This window comes from Halopenitus persicus (assembly GCF_900107205.1).
Taxonomy (GTDB): domain Archaea; phylum Halobacteriota; class Halobacteria; order Halobacteriales; family Haloferacaceae; genus Halopenitus; species Halopenitus persicus.
The window spans coordinates 127,292-144,203 of the sequence record NZ_FNPC01000007.1 but is presented as its reverse complement, the minus strand read 5'-3'; the positions used below and the strand labels follow the sequence as shown (position 1 = coordinate 144,203).

General features: G+C 56.9%; 17 protein-coding genes and 2 pseudogenes. 4 read left to right on the top strand and 15 right to left on the bottom strand.

From position 1 onward, the window contains the following. Positions 1 to 356: 356 nt before the first annotated feature. The 6 genes from BLV25_RS12400 to BLV25_RS17950 form a co-directional block, all read right to left on the bottom strand. Complete coding sequence (locus BLV25_RS12400) at positions 357 to 1,085, bottom strand: hypothetical protein (protein WP_092733749.1); 729 nt, start codon at positions 1,083 to 1,085, stop codon at positions 357 to 359. 113 nt (positions 1,086 to 1,198) lie between these two features. Beyond that, entirely contained in the window at positions 1,199 to 4,156 is a 2,958-nt protein-coding gene (locus tag BLV25_RS17680; RefSeq protein WP_092733746.1) for a PAS domain S-box protein, read from the bottom strand. After that, positions 4,153 to 4,728, bottom strand: a complete 576-nt coding sequence (locus BLV25_RS12390; RefSeq protein ID WP_092733743.1) for a hypothetical protein — start codon at positions 4,726 to 4,728, stop codon at positions 4,153 to 4,155. Before BLV25_RS12390 ends, BLV25_RS17680 begins: the two co-directional genes overlap by 4 nt. 132 nt (positions 4,729 to 4,860) lie before the next feature. Then, positions 4,861 to 5,469, bottom strand: a complete 609-nt coding sequence (locus BLV25_RS12385) for a HalX domain-containing protein (protein WP_092733740.1) — start codon at positions 5,467 to 5,469, stop codon at positions 4,861 to 4,863. Between the two features lie 41 nt (positions 5,470 to 5,510). Further along, entirely contained in the window at positions 5,511 to 7,274 is a 1,764-nt protein-coding gene (locus BLV25_RS12380; RefSeq protein ID WP_176819493.1) for a PAS domain-containing sensor histidine kinase, read from the bottom strand. Positions 7,275 to 7,371: 97 nt separating this feature from the next. Continuing rightward, entirely contained in the window at positions 7,372 to 7,590 is a 219-nt protein-coding gene (locus tag BLV25_RS17950) for a response regulator transcription factor (protein WP_256335726.1), read from the bottom strand. 149 nt (positions 7,591 to 7,739) lie between these two features. On the opposite strand from BLV25_RS17950, the gene BLV25_RS17945 reads away from it, so the two are divergent. Further along, complete coding sequence (locus BLV25_RS17945; RefSeq protein ID WP_256335725.1) at positions 7,740 to 7,940, top strand: hypothetical protein; 201 nt, start codon at positions 7,740 to 7,742, stop codon at positions 7,938 to 7,940. A 77-nt stretch (positions 7,941 to 8,017) separates the two neighbouring features. Here BLV25_RS17945 and BLV25_RS17940 read toward each other — a convergent pair. Beyond that, positions 8,018 to 8,173: pseudogene (locus tag BLV25_RS17940) on the bottom strand (ATPase domain-containing protein); the annotation flags it as partial. A 295-nt stretch (positions 8,174 to 8,468) separates the two neighbouring features. Between BLV25_RS17940 and BLV25_RS12370 the strand changes: the two are divergent. Then, positions 8,469 to 8,813 carry a hypothetical protein gene (locus BLV25_RS12370; protein ID WP_092733733.1) on the top strand — a complete coding sequence of 115 codons (345 nt, stop codon included), beginning with the start codon at positions 8,469 to 8,471 and terminating at the stop codon, positions 8,811 to 8,813. 126 nt (positions 8,814 to 8,939) lie between these two features. Here BLV25_RS12370 and BLV25_RS12365 read toward each other — a convergent pair whose 3' ends face one another. The 6 genes and pseudogenes from BLV25_RS12365 to BLV25_RS17925 all read right to left on the bottom strand — a co-directional run bounded on the left by BLV25_RS12365 (position 8,940) and on the right by BLV25_RS17925 (position 13,257). Beyond that, positions 8,940 to 9,152, bottom strand: a complete 213-nt coding sequence (locus BLV25_RS12365; RefSeq protein WP_092733730.1) for a hypothetical protein — start codon at positions 9,150 to 9,152, stop codon at positions 8,940 to 8,942. Positions 9,153 to 9,207: 55 nt separating this feature from the next. Further along, positions 9,208 to 9,354, bottom strand: a complete 147-nt coding sequence (locus BLV25_RS18170) for a transposase (protein ID WP_143114440.1) — start codon at positions 9,352 to 9,354, stop codon at positions 9,208 to 9,210. A 67-nt stretch (positions 9,355 to 9,421) separates the two neighbouring features. After that, positions 9,422 to 9,911, bottom strand: a pseudogene (locus tag BLV25_RS17935) (IS630 family transposase). Further along, positions 9,896 to 10,420, bottom strand: coding sequence for an IS630 family transposase (locus BLV25_RS17930; protein WP_256335718.1), 525 nt, complete (start codon positions 10,418 to 10,420; stop codon positions 9,896 to 9,898). The pseudogene BLV25_RS17935 and the gene BLV25_RS17930 overlap by 16 nt, the downstream one beginning before the upstream one ends. A gap of 64 nt (positions 10,421 to 10,484) precedes the next feature. Next, positions 10,485 to 11,024 carry a hypothetical protein gene (locus BLV25_RS16825; RefSeq protein WP_143114439.1) on the bottom strand — a complete coding sequence of 180 codons (540 nt, stop codon included), beginning with the start codon at positions 11,022 to 11,024 and terminating at the stop codon, positions 10,485 to 10,487. A 559-nt stretch (positions 11,025 to 11,583) separates the two neighbouring features. Beyond that, a complete protein-coding gene (locus BLV25_RS17925) occupies positions 11,584 to 13,257 on the bottom strand; it encodes a transposase (RefSeq protein WP_092733727.1) in 1,674 nt (557 codons plus the stop codon). Positions 13,258 to 13,414: 157 nt separating this feature from the next. On the opposite strand from BLV25_RS17925, the gene BLV25_RS12350 reads away from it, so the two are divergent. After that, entirely contained in the window at positions 13,415 to 14,023 is a 609-nt protein-coding gene (locus BLV25_RS12350; RefSeq protein WP_143114438.1) for a hypothetical protein, read from the top strand. Between the two features lie 182 nt (positions 14,024 to 14,205). Here BLV25_RS12350 and BLV25_RS16820 read toward each other — a convergent pair whose 3' ends face one another. Both BLV25_RS16820 and BLV25_RS12345 read right to left on the bottom strand, forming a co-directional pair. Then, the gene (locus BLV25_RS16820) at positions 14,206 to 14,583 is read right to left on the bottom strand and encodes a hypothetical protein (RefSeq protein WP_143114437.1); all 378 of its coding nucleotides are present in this window, start codon (positions 14,581 to 14,583) and stop codon (positions 14,206 to 14,208) included. A 109-nt stretch (positions 14,584 to 14,692) separates the two neighbouring features. After that, positions 14,693 to 15,013, bottom strand: a complete 321-nt coding sequence (locus tag BLV25_RS12345; protein WP_143114436.1) for a hypothetical protein — start codon at positions 15,011 to 15,013, stop codon at positions 14,693 to 14,695. A gap of 461 nt (positions 15,014 to 15,474) precedes the next feature. Between BLV25_RS12345 and BLV25_RS12340 the strand changes: the two genes are divergently transcribed. Then, a complete protein-coding gene (locus BLV25_RS12340) occupies positions 15,475 to 16,500 on the top strand; it encodes an outer membrane protein assembly factor BamB family protein (RefSeq protein WP_176819492.1) in 1,026 nt (341 codons plus the stop codon). Positions 16,501 to 16,912 lie beyond the last annotated feature (412 nt).

Below are 16,912 nucleotides of genomic sequence, written 5' to 3'. Positions count from 1 at the left end.
GATGAGGATAGGGGTAACGGCGGCTTGGCACCGCTAGCAGTCCACCAGTCCGATGCCGTGGAACTACCCGTGTCCGAAAGGCCTGGAAGTCCGGTGATTGGACTGCAAACCTGAAACTCCCACCGCTCGGGATTCCTCCGCGTTTACGCGGAGGAGGATGTCAATCCGTGATTATATCTTCCACTTACCTAATATGGCGGCACCCCCCCCCTCCACCTCCACTCGCATCCCGTACCGACCGTGCGAAAGCCCTCGCTCGGACGTATACCGATATAAACAACCGGGATGGCTGGGCACGTGTCGAAGAGTTCCAACGTGTTCAGCAATGGCGTGGCAAGTATCCGAACAAGGGTTCATCAGCCGCGAGCAGCGCGCTCGACCTCCCGCGAGATCGCATCCGGCCGTGATTCAACGGCTCGAAACCTGACCCCGCACGAGCGGTCGAAGTCGCGGACGTAAACGGATGGCTCGACGCACAGCCCGGTGATCGCGTGTTCGACGCTCTCAGCGTCCTCCATGGGTGGGTTCTTGCCGGAGGCTCTATCCTTGCTGAGACGTACGTCCCACGGCTGGCTGTCGATACCGACGATCCACGGAAGCTTGCTGCCGCCGCATTCGACGCCGTTGGCGTCGACGTGACCGTCTCTCGCAAACGAGAACACGATACAGAGCCCAGTCGAAGTGCAGAACTCCGGCCGATGGATCACGCCTCCACTCTTGGCCGGTTTCTTGTAGCAGTACTCGACGCACCGCTCGGTGAGAAAGCCGGACGTAACGTTCACGTCCCCGAGTGGATTGCCGCGACGCCATTCGACACACAACTCCGCTGGGCACGAACAGTCGTCACGCTCCGCGGGACGCAGACCAATCCCAAACATGGCTACCGCTGCCAGCTTAAAGAAAAGTGTCGTCCAGATGATTATTATTATGATCTTGGGGAATGCTTCGCCACAATCGTAGGAGACGACGACCAGGTCACTGTCGGAACACGAACGATTCGATTTCGAGAGCGGGCAGCTGCCATGCTCAATGCCGTCCCCGATCTTCCCGACTAATCTGAGCGTTATGCTCTGTTGAATAGCCACTCACCTGCGACGAGCAGAGGTACGTTATCTATCTACCTCAGTGAGCGCGTCGGTGGCGATATTCCCAATTCACCAGCCTCAATATGCGAGTAGCGCTCTCGCACCATCTCCTCTCAGTCGTCTTGTTGATTGGCAGACGACGTGCCACAAATCTCGAAGCGAGCACCACCACGGTCGCTAGCCGTCACATTAACCTCCCATCCGTGGGCCTCGGCAATCTGTTTCACAATCGACAGACCGAACCCGGTCCCCTCGCTCGCCGTCGAATACCCCGAATCGAACACGGTATCGCTCTCGTCGGGCGGGATGCCCGGCCCGTCGTCCGCAACGTAGAACCCTGGTGGATCATCGAGGGTGCCAACGGACACCGTACAGGCGTTGCCTGCGTGTTCGACCGCGTTTCGGAACAGGTTCTCGAACAGCTGTCTGAGCCGACTCTCGTCGGCTTTGATTTCCTGACTTCCGGTTATTTCCACAGTAGCCTCGTCGGTCTCGACGTGGTCCCAGGCCGCTTCCGCGACCGTGGCCACGCTGACGGTCGTCGTCTCTCCGACAGAACGCCCTTCTCGGGTGAGCGTCAGCACGTCCTGGATCAACGTGTCCATTCGGTCGTGTGCCTGTGCGACTGAGTCGAGATGCTCGCTGTCGCACTCGCGCTGGGCCAGATCAAGGCGTCCCTGCGCGACGTTCAGGGGATTCCGGAGGTCGTGTGAGAGCACGCTCGCGAACTTGTCGAGCCGTTCGTTTTGCCGGCGGAGTTCCTGTGTGCGCTCTCTAAGTTCCCGTTCGTCGGCGGCGCGATCGAGCGCGGCTTCGACGTTTGTGGCCAGCAGTTCGGCGAGCTGGACGTCCGTCTGGTCGAACGCGTCAACCGCCCTACTGTTGATGCTCAGCGCACCGTACTCCCCGAGCGACACGTAGAGCCCTGCTCGCGCATCGCCGCGATCGAACCCGTCATCGAGCTGCTGGACATCCTCGCACACGCGGGTACGCCCCGACGCGTACACTTCACCCACGGGCCCTTCGCCGACGGCATAGGTTGGCCGTTTACCGTATACCGCTTTCGCGTCCTCGGTGACGGCCACTGGTTGAAGGGATGTCCCGTCGGCCGAGCACAATCGAACCACGTTGGTCGGATACCCGAGGACGGATTTCGCTGCGGCCGCCGTCTGCTGGGCGACCTCATCTCTGGTCTCACATCGAAAGAGGGCACGCGTCGTCGCGTGGAGCGCTTCGAGGGTGTTCTCGTACTCCTTCCGTTCCGTAATGTCCCGGACGACGCCGACGACCCCTTGAAACTCACCATCCGAGACCAACACTTGAATGTGATCCTCGCACGGAATCCGCTCGCCGTCTCTGGTGACGAGATTCATCTCGAAGACTCCCTCGTCGCGGTCCTCGTCCGCGAGCAGCTCCTGGATGATCGCCTCGCCGGTGGCGACGTCGGTGTCGTCCATGACGAGCGAGACGTGGGCCCCGACGACCTCCTCGCGGGAGTAGCCCAGAAACGCCGTCGCCGCGTCGTTGACCGCGGTGAGATACCCGTCTGGGTCGGTCGCGTAGACGATGTCGCCGGCCCGGTTGAGCATCGTTTCGTACCGCTCCAGTTCGAGCTTACGCTCCTTGCGTTCGTGATTGCGGAGCGCCCGGTGGACGATGTCGGCGATGTCGCTGGCGAAGTCGACCTCGTCGTCGGTCCACTCGCGGGTTCCACCGACATGTTCGTGACATACCACTCCAATGGTCTCCCCCACCGACCGGATGGTGGCGTCCAGCACAGCACCGATATCGTGGACCTCGAGGTAATCGTCAGTCAACTCGGCCGTGCGCGGATCGGAGCGGGCATCGACCGCGTCTATGGCCCGGTGGGATTCCAGCGCTTCGAAATACTCGGGATATTCTTCGGTCGCAAGGTCCATCCCGCTCGTGTGCGCATCCATCGTCCTATCGTAGTGGTCGACGCAGTCGAGGAGCGTCGCACCGCCTTGGTCCTCAACCATCCAGACGTTCACACGGGGGACATCTAGGACGTCCGCGGCGGTTTCCGTAATCCTGTGGAGGGCAGTCCCTAGGTCGCCGGTCGCGACCGCTTGGTCTGTCGCCAGCTCGACGAGCGCCTCGCGTTGGCGCTCGTGGCGCGCTCGACGCTGACGTTCCCCGGTGATGTCCCTGCCTTCGATAACGAGAAGTTCGACGTCTCCCGTGTCGTCGAGGACCGGTCTGACCGAGAAGTCGATGGTGGCCTTCCCATCGGCACCCATCACTTCGAGTTCGTGTCGAACGAACTCACCGGTCGCCGCCCGCTCGACGGCCCGCATTGTCCGAGCCTGGGTGACCTCCGACCACGCAATAAAACTCGTTTCCCATACGCGCCGACCGCCGACCTTCTCGGGAGCGAGGTCACCGAATTCGCGCGCCGGCTCGTTCACCTTGAGTACCGTTCCGTCGGACTCTAGGAGCCCCATGAACTGGTACGTGTTGTTAAACACCGCCTCGTACCGACGTTCGGGCTCCTTGCGCTCGGTAATGTCCGTGTAGATACCGTAGCCTTCGACTCGACCGGTCTCCCGAGTGACGACGACCGTTCGGAGCAGGAACGTCCGGCGCTCGCCATCGTCGGTCAGCCGTTGGGCCTCCTGGCCATCGCCCGTATGCGGGCTGAGCCACGGCTCGACCGGCTCGGCAACGTCCTCGGGCACGATGAGGTCATCGAGGCGTTGGTCGATAGCTGCGGACCCGTAGCCGAACGTCTCTCGAAACGCCGGATTCATCGCCGCGACGACCGGTGTCTCGTCCTCAAATCGGACGGTCACGACCGGGTCCGTGACCTGCTCCAGCAGGGCGTCGAACCGCTCTTGGGTCCGTTCGGAGACTCGAATCTCGGTAGCGAGGAGACGGAGGTACCCCTCGGTTTGCTGCTCGATGGCTTCACAGATGTCCGCGACGTTCTGGCTGGTGTATGTCTCGGTGGACGGGAGGCCGACCGTTCGCGCGCCCTTGTCGACCAGTGATTCGGCCTTCTCGACGTCAACGGCCTGGCTGAACCGGGCGACAAGATCGGCGCGCCTCATTCTGGAAGGAGCATGATGACCGTCGTGGTGTTGTGAAAGCCACTCAACTGCCTGAGCTGCATACACTGCTCGCCGTACGTCTCGAAGCTCGTAAACGGAACTCCCAGTTCATCGTCGATGGCGGTGACCGCCTCAGCGAAGTCGTCCTCGAGGATGATCGCCCGGCAGGCACGTCGTAGACGAATCCGCCAGTCAAGGGGGGGGGATGTCGCCGGCGAGGTCGACCGCTTCACGCGCGGCCTCGCGGGCCGACGAGATCTGCTCTCCACGAGAGCCGTACATAACTCGGAGCACGGTTCTCTCCGGGATTTCCACCGCGAAGTGTAACGCGCCCCCTCGACCGCGCTCGGCCACCGCATCTTGTACTGCTGCCCCTGGTTGATCCCGAATTCATAGAGCACGTCACGAATCCCACGCAGCAGGACCTCGTACTCGTACGCATCCGCACAAAAAACCTGACAGAAATCGACCCGACTCCCCGCCAACTCCTCGATGGCTGCAGCCGCGGCTTGGATTCCAGCGTCGAATCCATCCGCGAGCGTCGAGAAGGCTGACGAGAAATCGGTCTGCATATGTGCCTACTTGAGTCATACTCATAAATCAATTATGGGAACGATTCATCGGACACACCTGTCTTAGTGTCGGTCTCAAGATGCGCCCCAGGAACCCAGCCGTTGTGACGTCAGTCCATCGACCGCTCATCCTCATTCGTCAGAATTCCGGTCACCCGGGAGGCCCTGTAACGTGGCATCGAAGTCCTCCTCCTCCTCGAAGTCGGCAATTGTCTCATCGAGCGAGCTCTGGAGCTCCTCGAGATCCGACTCCAGGGCAGCAAACTCGTCGCTTTGGTCGAGTTCCTGCTGGGATTTTTCGGCCTCCAGCGCGGCCTTTTTCGACGTGAGCGCGTAGAGCCGCTGAAGTTGCTCGTCGTAGTTCGTCCGCGCGAGCATCCGCTCGACGACATCGTGAATGGCCTCCTCATCGAGGGGTTTTACGACGTACTCGTCGAACGGCAACTCGAGTACGTCGAAATCAGGATTGACGGCTGTCACCATCACGACGCGGCAGTCGTATCCCCGGTCACGGATTGCTTCGAGCACCTCGTCTCCGGACAGGCCCGGCATCCGTCGGTCGAGCAAGACGAGATCCACGGTCTCGTCGATCCGGTCGAACGCTTGCTCGCCGTCGTAGGCGGTGCGCGTACTATAGGACTCCTCTTCGTCTATCCACGCCGCATAGAGATCAGCAAGCCCCTGCTCATCATCGACGACAAGAACAGTCACCGATTCCGTCTCAAATTCAGTCGCATCCATAGGTAATCAGAAGCGATCTTTTATATTCGAACTCGGCCCGGTTACTTATCGGTTATGGGCCGGAGGGTGAGCGTGACGATACTGCCGTGCGGCTCATTATCCGTAATGTCGACCTCGCCGCCCACGCTGGCGACGATCCAGTTGACCATCCACAGCCCGAGGCCACTGCCGTGCCTGAACGGCGTCTCGCCTCCTTCCGCAAGCACAGCCCGCTCATCTTCAGGGATTCCCGGACCGTTGTCGAGGATCTCGATTTCGATGGAACCTGACGATGCGTCGGCTGGTGAGACGCAAATCGTTACCTCCGGGGTTCGGTCGGTGGTATGTTTGATCGCGTTTTCACAGAGTTCACGTATGGCAACATCGAGCTGTGTGGGGGCGAGTACTATCACCGATTCCGGCAGTTCTGTTGCGATGTCGGCGTCAGGGGATGTTTCCTGCACCGTTTCGGAGACGTCTTCGACAATACTGACGACGTCGGCCCGGTGAGACACGCCGCCTCGCTGGGAGAGTTTGTTTATCTTATCGGCCTTCTGACTCATTTCGACGAGTCCCGCAGCCGTCTCCTCTATCTTGCGGGCGTCGGCCGCCGCATCCCTCCCGGCTAGCTCGTCGACGAGGTTGGAGGCATGGCCCTGAATGAGATTCATGTCGTTGCGGAGATTGTGTCGCAGAATCCGGTTGAGCACCTGGAGTTGCTGTTCGCGTTGCTTGCGTTTGGTAATGTCCGTGTAGACGGCGTACGCGTCGCTCACCCGCGCCTCGCGTTCGATGGGCACGGCCCGGAGGAGGAGCTCTCGCGCCCCGTGTTTCGTCTCCCGCCGCACCTCGGTAGTGATATGGTCGCCCGCGAGCACGCGGTCAGCGTGATCGGCAAGTTCGGCGGCGCGATCCGGCGGGACTAACGCATCGACGACTGCTTCGCCAACAATCGCGTCGGCGTCGTAGCCGAACGTCTCCTCGAACGCTGGGTTGACCGCCCGAATCATCGGCTCACGGTCAACGAATTCGACCGCAGCGATGGCGTCCAACGAGTTCTCGAAGAGGGTTGTCAGCCGGGCGTGTTCCCGTTTTCGCTCGGTGATGTCACGGATGCTCAGTAGAACGTGTGGACGGTCGTTGACCTCCAGCACGGACGCCGATATCTCCGTCCTCAATTCATCTCCAGCGGCCGTTCGGCAGGTGAACCGATCCGTCCAGCCGTGCCCCTGTTCGTTCACCGATTCGAGGAACGTCTCGAACATCTCCTGCTCGGCGGTGATTAGCTCGCGACCCAGATCCATCGAGGCCAGTTCCTCGGCCGAATACCCGAACAACGACAGCGCCGTCGAGTTACATTCCAACAGCGTTTTCTCCGCCGGATCGAAGACGATGATCGCATCGTTGGCGGCCTGGAGGATCTTCTGGTAACGGTTCGTGGTCTCTTCGAGTTGCGTCGCGAGCCGGCGCGAGAGGGCACGCCGTTCGACCAAGTTTTCGAGACGGTACGCCAAGGTGTCCTTCTGAATCGGCGAGTCAATCTGCTCGTCGACAGCATCCAATCCGATCGCGTCGACTCCCTCGCCGGATCGAGATCGGACCAAGAGTGCCGGCAGGAAGACCGGCTCGACGTCTTCCTGGCAAGCCACCAGTACATCGCGGTGACGGCACAACGAGGGATCGTCGATGATACAGAGATCGAACTCGCACTCGAATGGCGCGTCACCGTCGGGGTGTACGGGCTCATACCCGTCCTGGGCCGCCAGCCACTTGGTCAACGCCTCCCGGTTCTCTTCGGTTTCGATCACGAGGAGCGTCCGTGTCATAGACAAATCCCGGAGGACGGGTGAGAACTGACCGGCGCACTTCCGGAACGGCCGACTGAGGGATCCATCTGGTGGTACACGCATCCAGTGCTGGCGATCATGCGTCCGTGTCGCCCTCCAATAACGCGCGAATCGACGCCCTGAGTTCGGCTTTCCGCATGGGTTTGTCCATGACGGTCTGGACGCCATGGCGGAACGCCGCGGCTCTGGGCGTCTCGGAGGGCGATCCCGTGAGTGTCATTACGGGGACGCTGCGGTCCTGCAAGCGCTCGCACCGCTCCCAGACCGCGCCGGTGATCCCGTCGATGTCGAGCACCGCAATCGCGGGGTCGCTGCACTTCGACGAGCGTTCCCAACTGGGCGAGCGCATTGGACGGCCCGCCGCCGAGTTGCTGGAAGCCGGGAATGCCGTCGATCATCACCACGCTCGCGTCTTTGGTTTCGATGTCCTGTCGGACCGTCCCGATGAATTCGCCGAAGGGGGGGGTGAGCGCCGACGGGCCCGTGATCATCGTGGTCGTGCCGCGGGCGAGCCATCCCCCCACCCCCCTCCGGAGGAGTTCATCCACCTCCGGCACGCCCGACGTGAGCGTCTCCTCCGGGGGCGGGCTGGCCGTCGGCGACGAGCTGTGGAAACACCTCGATGCCGCCAGTCGTGATCTGTAGCGCGTGCGCCCCATGTCGGTATCGGAGCCGCGGAGCTTGACGATCTCGACGGTGCGTTCCGTTGACGGTGTGTTCAACTGAACGATGCCGCCGCTCAGGAACTGGAGGCCGAGCGCCGTCCTGCCATTTCCGGGTGGGCCTCGGACCAGATAGCTCCGCTGGGAGCGCAAGCCGCCGTTGAGGACGGTATCGAGGCCAGGGATGCCCGTGGACACACGGTCGGGAGACTCCATGGACGGGCTCATTGATTGATCTTGTTCTGCCGCTGGAGTCGTGTTCTGAGAGATTTCATTATCCATAATCTGCCACGTATTGGTGAGCAGGCGTTCGATCGGTCGGCATGAAAGCATTACTGGCTCGCTATACGACTCATTCACACATCCGGCTTTTATAAATTGGGCTGGGAGTTGTATAGCTGATGTCCTCCTCTCAACCTGATTTATTCGGGCAGTCTAGGATTTTATTAAATATAGTCGAATTATAATTAATCACCTAACACCTATTGGTGCGTTCCGGAGTATATGGAATATGCGGAACGAAATATATCGGGAAGCAACGAAACTCATCAGATCCCGCAGTAACGATGCACTCCGCATTGTATTCCGATATACTCAAGATACGATTGATATTATGTACATAGATGAACAGATACTCAATGAGGACCTCTTACCACGGATTGAACGGCTCCGAACTCGCGCCCTCGAAATTGCTGAGATGTCTGCGGCAACAACAATTACCGCCTATGGTGAACTCGAAACTATCCTCGCTACCCATGACGATGCAATCATTCTCTACTTACTGGCAGGTGATGATGAAGGAATAATCGCCACTCATGACCGGACTGAGGCCCCCTTTAATAACGAGCTTCTCTGACCCGGAGTTGCAACCGGATATGCTGAACAAAGTATTGGTCGTGTCGCACACTACTTCTGGGATTTAACAGCGTGTTTTATGCTTTCGATGAGTAATTTACGGTGAGTATACTGTAAAGCGACGCCATCATGCGGTTTCCTGATTTTCTTCGTGTTGAAGCCGGTGGTGCAAGAGTCGTGCGAGGTCGGCATTTGTCATTTTCTCTTGATCTAACGCACATTGAGCGGCGTGATCGATGGCGAGCGCCATCGATTCCAGGTCATGGCGCATCATGACTCGGGGCAACTTGGCTGCGGTCTCGTTGCTGATCGTGACGGTCGTGTAGCCGTTTGGCGGCATATTCGCCCGAAAGCAGTGGTTTACTGTAAGCTTATCGTAATTGTACCCAGAAGCGCTAATCTTTGAATAAACCAGTAGTGTGCGACACGACCTGTTGATTGGCGGCAAGGTACCAAAAGACGACGTCACGTTCAAGCAACCGATCTAGTTTCCGGGAGCTTCGGACGCCGATAGAATAGCCAAAGATGAGGACTTTCAACATCAGGACGGGGAGAAGGACGGCCGCCTAAGCAAAATTGGCAGTAGTGTCTTGTCAGCTATAGTAGACGTTAGAAGTAATTGCTTACTTTAGGGATTGAAAGTTGGTCGAGAGCGGTGTCGATTGCCGTTGTCAGCTCGTCGAGTGAGTCGAAAAACCGGTTGCTCAGCGCGGCTTGCAGCTGCCGCCAGCACTCCTCGACAGGATTTAACTCCGGCGAATACGACGGTAACGTGACGAAGTCGAGGTCGTCACGGGCCGCCAGGTCCGTGACCGCCGACGCCTGGAAGTACGGCGCTCCATCTAGGACCACGAGCAAGTCATCTTCGAATTCTTCGCATAATGCGAGAATGAAATGTTTTGCGTGTTCGGCGGTGACGTACTTTTTGAAGCGGGGGAAAGTGATCACCGTCCTCGGTGATCGCGTCCAGCAAACACGTCCACTCACGCTGTCCGGAGAGTTCGACGAAGGGCCGCGTACCGCGCGGAAACCAAGCGGCACGCGGCTCGGCTTGTGCAGATTTCTTGGTTTGATCGATGCAGACTACGGAAGCGTCCATCTCTGCTCGCTTTTTGTGAGTTCGTTGTGGAATTCTTCTTGTTCATCTTCGTCGGCTTCGGCGGCTGTCCGGCGTGGTTTCTGATAGGTTAGTCCAGCTTCTTTCAACAGCCGCCGGCAACTCGGATAGGAGTACTGGACGCCGTACGTGTCTTCGAGATATTCTTGGACGAGCGCTGGCGTCCACGCCGGCGCGTCGATCCCAACCTCTTCAGGTGGTTCGTGAACCGTGCGTTCGAACTCTTCTTGCTGTGCTTGTGAGAGTTTTCGTTTTCTCCCAGTTCGCTTAGCATCAGTAACAGCCTGCTCAAGCGACTCGTCAGTGTCAAGTCGGTTGAGCCAGCTGTAGATCGTTCGCCGACCGGTATCGTGCCACTCAGCGAGATCTGTCTGCGTAACACCGTTCTTGTACGCAATCGCGGCTAACAGGCGCTCTGTCGGCTTCTTCCCGTCCACATTATCAAGAGCCTCTTGGAGTTCTTCGACAGAGATCTCGTCGAGGTGATCCATTACATCCTATCACAGTTGCTGTGCGGAAATTTCTAACGGTTACTATAGGTGAATCGCCTCAGGGTCAAGTGGTTCGAGAATCAGCCCTTTGATCAAACGTATATGTTCCGTACTCGGGGCGTTCAAAGCCTGGAAGCTCATCGTAGAGGCGTTCTACTGTGGATGCCCAGAGCGCCCCGGCAGAGTCGTACGTGTCAGGATTGCGGTCGTACAATTGCTCCCGTAATTCGCTTGCTTTGAGTGGTCCCTGTTTGTCTAGGATCTGAGCAGCATCCAGCAATACAGTGCGAGCGTCGTCACTTTGTGGTCCATTCTCGTCAAGCCACTGTTTGAACTTGGTGAGAGATCGCAGTTCGTCAGCTGATGGCTGTTCTGTCGTCGACGGGTGGTGATCCGAAAGAGAGTCATCCGAGGTTGAACTCACAGATGGAGAGGAGTCTGTTAGTTGATCGTCATTGGGGTGGAGCTGTTCGACCTCCTCCTCGAGGTCGCTAATTCGTTGTGTGAGCTCATCATGGTAGTCGGCCAGTTCGTCGACGGTCTGTCCTAACTCGTCAACGGGGGTACTCTCGGTCGTCGAAGATGTGTCCTCCACTGTTGCCATCTGACTGATGTCGGGGCGATGAAACAGGAGATGGCGGATGTATTCTGATCGGGTACTAAATCCAGCTTCGTCCGATTCAGCATCCAACTCTTCGAGGAGGTCCGTGGGTAATCGAAGTGTAATCGGTTCCATGTCGTATCAACTACAATGGTGGTGGTCCTGCTCGCTCATAATGATTTGTAGTTGATCCGGCATTGGATAGGGTACGACTTGTTTCTCGTAATGGAACCGATATCGAATCGGATACAGAAGCCCATTGCAGTGTAAGTTAATGGAATTTGGTATATCTCCCGGTATTTAATCAGACATTCCCTATGGTAAAAGAAGTCGTGAACGTTTCGTGTCGTTCGCAACTTAACTTGGTAGTGGGAAGTTGAGACTACGGCGGGTTTAGCGGGGCTGTAATGCGTGGTTTCGGGCGAATTTGTGAGGGGAGGACGCTTCGAATCCTCTTTCGAGGATCTTCTCGTGTCGTGCTACCGACCAGATCGGTGAGTTTCCGAGATCCCCGACAGCGTTGCCACTCAGGAATCTGCATTGCCCCGGACCGAGTACCGCCCTATCCAATTCCAGTCTCCTTCTTCAGCAGCGTCAGCGTATTATCGGCAGTCACCATCGGTGCGTGTTCGTACTCACCCGTCAACTCGACTTGGACGAGTAGGTCGACTGCTCGCCAAATCGAGTACAACAAACAGGCGAACGCGAAGTAGAAGAATCGGAGCCCGAAATTCGTCGACGTCGTCGCGGCCATGAATCGCTTGATCGACCGATAGCCACTCTCAATCTCCCACCGATGGCCGTACTCACTGAGAAAGCCGCCACCTCGGTTGGACATGAACACCGAGTACTGCCGGTGATCGTCGTGTTCAGAGTTCTCTTTGCGTCGGTAGATCAGCGTCGTCTCGTGCCACTCATTCTTCCCGAGATGGAGCTTCCGGTCGGTCTCGTACCGGTCTTGATCGCGCTGGAGCAACCGCTTGGCCTGCGCTTTCTCGCTGGTCTGCATCCGCTTCGGCACAACGTAGGAGAGCCCCCGCTGGCTGATCATCTCCAGGAGGTGTTGACTGTCGAACTCTCGGTCCATTAGCACGTTATCGACGTGAACGAGGTCCTCAGCGGAGTTGAGCAGGTCCTTGACGATCTCCTTGCGTGACTCGCCTCGTCGAACTGGGCGGGCATCAAGCACGAGTGGAACAGCGTTGCCGACCAGCTGGACGGTCGCCCATTGGTAGGCGTACTCGTCGTTCTTCTCCTTCGTCCCGATAATCTCGTCCTCGTGGCCGGTTCGGTCGCCCGTGAAGGGATCGTCCTCAGTGATGTCGATCGCGACGATTCCAGCTCGGAAGAACTCCTGCGTCCCCGCAAGTTCGTTGGTGAGTTGCTGGACTGCCTGTCGGTACATTTCGCGGATCTGCTCGATAGGGAGGTCACGAATCTGGTCGCGGTGACCGTGTCCGAGTGGTGTTCGATCACGCGTCGACTCGTGGATGAAACTGCGAGCGCCCTCGTTAGCCGCTAGGTTCTCACGGAGGCCCAGATAGGTCTGTAAGCCCCAGTAGGCGTTCTCAGGAATCTCACAGCCCTCCCCACGGTCGAGCGAGAACGCGGGGTATACGACGCGACTGATGTGGTCGGTGACCCTCCCGGCCTTGTCGAGGATGGCCTGATCGTTTGGGTCCGATTCAGTAGCGTCGTCGCCTCGATTCGGGAGGGTTCGTTCTGGTTCGCGTGGCACAGCGACGGCCGCCTTCTGCGCTTTGATGAGGATCGTGCGAGCCGCTTTCTGGATCGTTTCCCGAAGATTTCCCGTGAAGCGCTCGTTCCAGGTGCGCCACAGTGTCGATTGATGAGGGGCTGACTCCAATCTCAGGCGTTCACAAAGTTCGGGGTGGCTCTCAAGGTACCCCCGGAGTTCTGTTTCGTGCTGCCACCCGTGGAGTTCCTTCAGCAAGAACATGCGAAAGAGGGTGTCCATCTCGTAGCGTGTTGAACTTCCGTAGCGGTCGTGGGCCTCGAAGCGGAAGTAGGCCAGAGGGATCGAGCAGACGAACTGTTCGAGTGAGTTATGATTTGGGTGCGTGAACCAGACACTCGAGACGACTCGAACGTCCGATTCTAACCCACCGAGTGAGGAGCGATCGTACAGCGGCGTCGAGTCATATGCGGGCCACTCGACGTGCTGGTGTGCGATTCGTCGAAAGACGCTGCGCTGAGACTCGCGAGTCGCGACCACTACAGAAGAATAGCCCGGAGACGCTCAAGAGTTCGTCCAACCGACCAGTATAGAGAGTTCTGTGGCTCTGCTGGATTCCTCAATCACGAGCAGGGGTGATGCAGCTAATCGTTAAATGTAGACAAGACACTTACCGAAGCCGAGAGAGCGATTCGGTATGAAGCGGCGGAAAGTCCTCCTCCACGCTACCGTTGCTGTCTCGTTGACCGCAGGGTGCCTATCAACCTCCGAAACAACAAGAGAGACGACTACAGAACCACAGCAGACGACTGTTGAGGCAGAAATCAAACCCCTCTCTCAGCAGCCACCGGACTCAGATGTTGGCTGTAGCGACGAAGCGATGGAGCCGATCGGCTTCCTGACCCGTGAGTCGTATCCCAAGCGGGCGGATGACTTTGAACTAACCGCGACAACTGAGACAGTTACTATTGGCGATGAGATTACGTTCTCGCTCCGGAATGTCGGTACCGAACGGAATTCTGTCGGAACAATCTACAAGTACACCTTCCAGCGACGTGAGGGCGACGAATGGGTGCCTGTGTACTATACGCCCAACCCGGGTTGGATTGATGACGTTAATGCTGTCAGGCCCGGTGGCGGCTACGACTGGCCGTTCACGTTCAACCAAGAAGGCCTCGAACGAGAAAATCCCGGTAACGCCGACCATTACGTCTGTACGCCACTCGAACCGGGGACGTATCGGTTTCTCTACTGGGGCGTAGGGGAGGAGGCGATAGCGACAAGGTTCACCGTCGAAGCACCCTGAATCAGCTGATTGCAGTTCAAACGAGTGAGTGGCTACCCAAACCAAATCCTGTTGGTGCGAATCCGTCCTGATGCGTCGAGTAACGTCGGTAAGTCCGCATCCCTACTAAGCGGCTGTTTCACTCAGGAGTCGCTGGTAAGAATTCGCCTTGATGTAGTACGGAGTTTCGGTAAGTACAATAATTAGCTAACCGCTTCCTCTATATTGATATCCTGTTCAAGTATTGATACAGTTAGTACAGAGCCACTACTTGATGGACTATCATTCCATGTGTGTCGTTTACTTCTGTTGCCGTTAACGGTTATCCTCAACTCTTTTTCGCCACTCGTCTCAAATGGTTGCGAGTAGGATTTATCTCCATCGGCATCTAACGAAAAAGTCTCATCTATGACTGGCTCTTCTTCCTCTACATCTCGTACTACTAATTTAACATCAATTCTATTACTGGTTTGATTAGAGATGGATATTGCTGGTAGTGAATCAGTGTGTAAGCACCCGGCAATAGTGAATATTGAGCTACTACCGAGCATTTGGAGAATACGTCGGCGGTTAATTTCCATTATTGACTTATTTATATTTGTGGCATATGTGCTGGCCTATACGTGGACATTCCTACTGAGCGGCTGTTTCACGCCAAATGCAGTTGGTGAGAATCCCAGTCGGGATTGATTAGATGTATTTTATGAATGCTAGCCGAAGCTGATACAGCACGAAGAGACCGACTAGTATTCTTACGAAGTTAACAAACCAATTAGGCGGTTCAACGTTGGTCTCTGGCCCAAATACGAGATTGAAACGACCAAGTATCTCATCCATCTGGTATATGATATAGAGACCGAGGAAAGCTACCAGTAGTTGGAAAACACCCACCATACTTACTATTCTCTTAGCGCCTATAATGAAAATAATTGCCGTCTGATTCCATAGTAAAATAGACGTAAAGAAAGGGGCCCTAATCGCATCTATTATGAATGCCAGCTGAACCTGCATCGAATGCTCACGAAGGTTGCCCACCTACTGAGCGGCTGTTCCATTCCGAATCCGCTGGTACGAACCCGCCTCGATGTGATGCGTAGCCTCGCTAAGTACAGGGATTCAGTAGACCGATGTTCTGAGTAGCGGGACAAATACAGTCATGCCTTAACTAGGATGTTGAACGGGGCCACCAAAGTCAAAGTTCAGCCATTTCAAGACTTATACAAGAAATGGAAGTTCCACGCCGACGACTCCTCGCCCTCCTCGGCTCATCGGCTCTCGCAGGATGCGCTCAGCTCCCGAGATCCAACAACTCTGGCACGCCACTCTCGCTCCCCGCCGGAAGCAACGCGTGGCCGACACAGACCGCAGATCCAGAAAGAACCCACACAAACCACTCTGCATCAGGCCCACGCCACCAATCCTTCACTCGTCAAGCCTACGACGGGATCTCGGCAGCCGACCCGATCCGTGTCGTGGGCGACGTCGTTTACGGGTACAATGGAAACGTGTTCGCGTACTCCCTCTCCGATGAGAAGTTCATTTGGGAGACACCCGCATTGACCCGGCAACTCATCGTTACCGAGGACTACGTGATTCACTCCGACCCGACGATTACCGCGCTTGATCGGAAAACAGGCGAGCAGCGATGGCACGTCCCAAAAGAGGAAGCCATCTTACAGAGCAGTAGGCCCCATATCGCCTTCACTAACGGGACAATCGCTGCTGCTGACGAGGAAGGAAATCTTATCGGAACACGAAACGGCACCGTACGTTGGCAACAATCGATCCCGTCGAATCGCTCCCAATCATCACCAGGACGTGTTACTACTGTCCGGCTCCTCTCCTCTTCGGAGAATCTCATTCGCATTGTGCGGAGAGATCAAGAAATCACTCGAAAGCACGGCACACCAGAGATTCAGCGAACCTACGTCGACGCCTTCTCCCACGATGGGACGCCCGTCTTTCACTATGAGTTCTCGGGCTATCCTACCGGCAGTATGGTAACAGAATCCCGACTCTACCTGGCGCGACTTCTTCCTTCGATCTCGACCACAGACCAGGGGACTTCGTATCCTGATGAACTCACGTCAATCACCGTTATTGATACGACAAGCGGGGAAATCGTCGGGAAACGAATTATCCCGCTTGACCACAACACAATCCGAGGAATTTTCGGATTCGCAGCGACAGACGGAGAGCCAATAACCGTACAAAACCATCGCCTGCACCGGCTAACCCCAAGCACCCTGACAACGAAGTGGTCTTCGGAACCGTTCCCGGACCAGCCCAGACAGATAGCGGTTGGTGCGAATACAATCTACGCTGCGGTGGGAGGGGATTCTAAGCAGTCCCAGGTACGGTGTATCGACGCTGCAACTGGTGATACTATCTGGACGGAGTCAGTTAAGGCGGACAGAATTTCGCAACTCATCTTGGTGGACGAGTCGCTGTTCATCTCCACCTCAAAGCCAAACCAGCTCATTCGACTTCGTGCTTGACGGAGATACGCTATTCACTCTGCAACAAGCTCTACGTCAGATGAGCATACCTACCTAACGAATGCTTCACCACTGTTAGTCTCTAATCTGGAGGGCTTCACTAGAGACAGATGCGTACATCTCATGCACAGATTCTGTCGGTATGCATTCTCCGAGAGTAGTATGCGTCCCAGTTTGTCGTGATTTCGAGTTCTCGATGGAGAAGCACGTACGGGGCCATTTCGACCGGGAACTGGTCACCGATCCCGTGCACAATTTCTGTCGTTCGCAACTACAGTCCAGGTCGGGGAAGTTGAGACTACAGGGGGTTTAGCGAGACTGTGATGCGCAGTCTCGGACGAATCAGTGACTAGTTCGGCTTCGAATCTCCTCTCAATCGTCTCTTCCTATCGCACTCCCAACTAAATCGGTG